Source organism: Candidatus Nitrosotalea sp. FS (genome assembly GCF_011319475.1).
Classification (GTDB): Archaea; Thermoproteota; Nitrososphaeria; order Nitrososphaerales; family Nitrosopumilaceae; genus Nitrosotalea.
The window spans coordinates 19,272-19,576 of record NZ_RCMC01000251.1; the positions used below are offsets into that span (position 1 = coordinate 19,272).

General features: G+C 37.4%; 1 protein-coding gene. It reads right to left on the minus strand.

All coding sequences use genetic code 11. The features are described 5' to 3' along the window. Positions 1 to 149: 149 nt before the first annotated feature. A complete protein-coding gene (locus tag DYY66_RS16495) occupies positions 150 to 305 on the minus strand; it encodes a DUF3311 domain-containing protein (protein WP_178085605.1) in 156 nt (51 codons plus the stop codon).

Here is a 305-nt window from a genome sequence, read left to right on the forward strand (position 1 = left end):
GAATACTAGCGCTGTTCCAAGCTTTCTTCCTGCAAGTGACCATTCGTGAACATGATTTAGATCTCCTCTTCTCCAATATTTTCCGTAAAATCCTAATGCAATGAATACTATGAACAGTGAAACAAATACGATGACTATGTCTGGACTCATCATGGCTTTTTCTCCACTAGTTTCGCGTATGCAAAATAAAATCCAGTACATGCAACAAGCCAAATTGTTTGGAACCAATAGAAAAATGGCATTCCAAATAATTCTGGAAAATTCCTGTTGTATATGGGAACGCCCAGGTTTACAAATGATGGTAT